1 pseudogene is annotated in these 389 nt (G+C 75.3%); it reads left to right on the top strand.

The features are described from left to right. A pseudogene (locus G4D87_RS38740) lies at positions 1 to 389 on the top strand (TolC family protein); the annotation flags it as partial.

Genomic DNA, 389 nt, shown 5'->3' with positions numbered 1-389 from the left:
CCCATGAATGCCCCGCTGCTCGCAGCCCTGCTGTCCCACTCCAGCCTCCTGCTGGCCCAGGCGGGCCCCGGCACCGACGCGGGCGTGGAGCCACCCGCGGCGCGCGCGCCCGCCCTCTCCCCGGAGACACCCGAGCCGCCGAAGTTCCCCGTGTCCGACCCGCTGCTGGAGCCCATCCCCCCGGCCGCCATGCAGGTGGCGACCTGGGCCGAGGCGCTGCACCTGCTGCGTCAACGCTCCACCACCCTGTACACCGCGCTGGCCCAGGTGGAGGCCGCGGCGGGCGTGCAGCGCATCGCCCTGGCCGCGCTGCTGCCCACGCTCACCGGCACCGTCTCCGTCCAGTACAACGTGCTCAATCCCGACGCGACACCGCTGCTGGGCGGTGG

Source organism: Myxococcus vastator (genome assembly GCF_010894475.1).
Taxonomy (GTDB): domain Bacteria; phylum Myxococcota; class Myxococcia; order Myxococcales; family Myxococcaceae; genus Myxococcus; species Myxococcus vastator.
The sequence above is the reverse complement of the archived record's forward strand: the minus strand, read 5'-3'. Positions and strand labels throughout refer to the sequence as shown.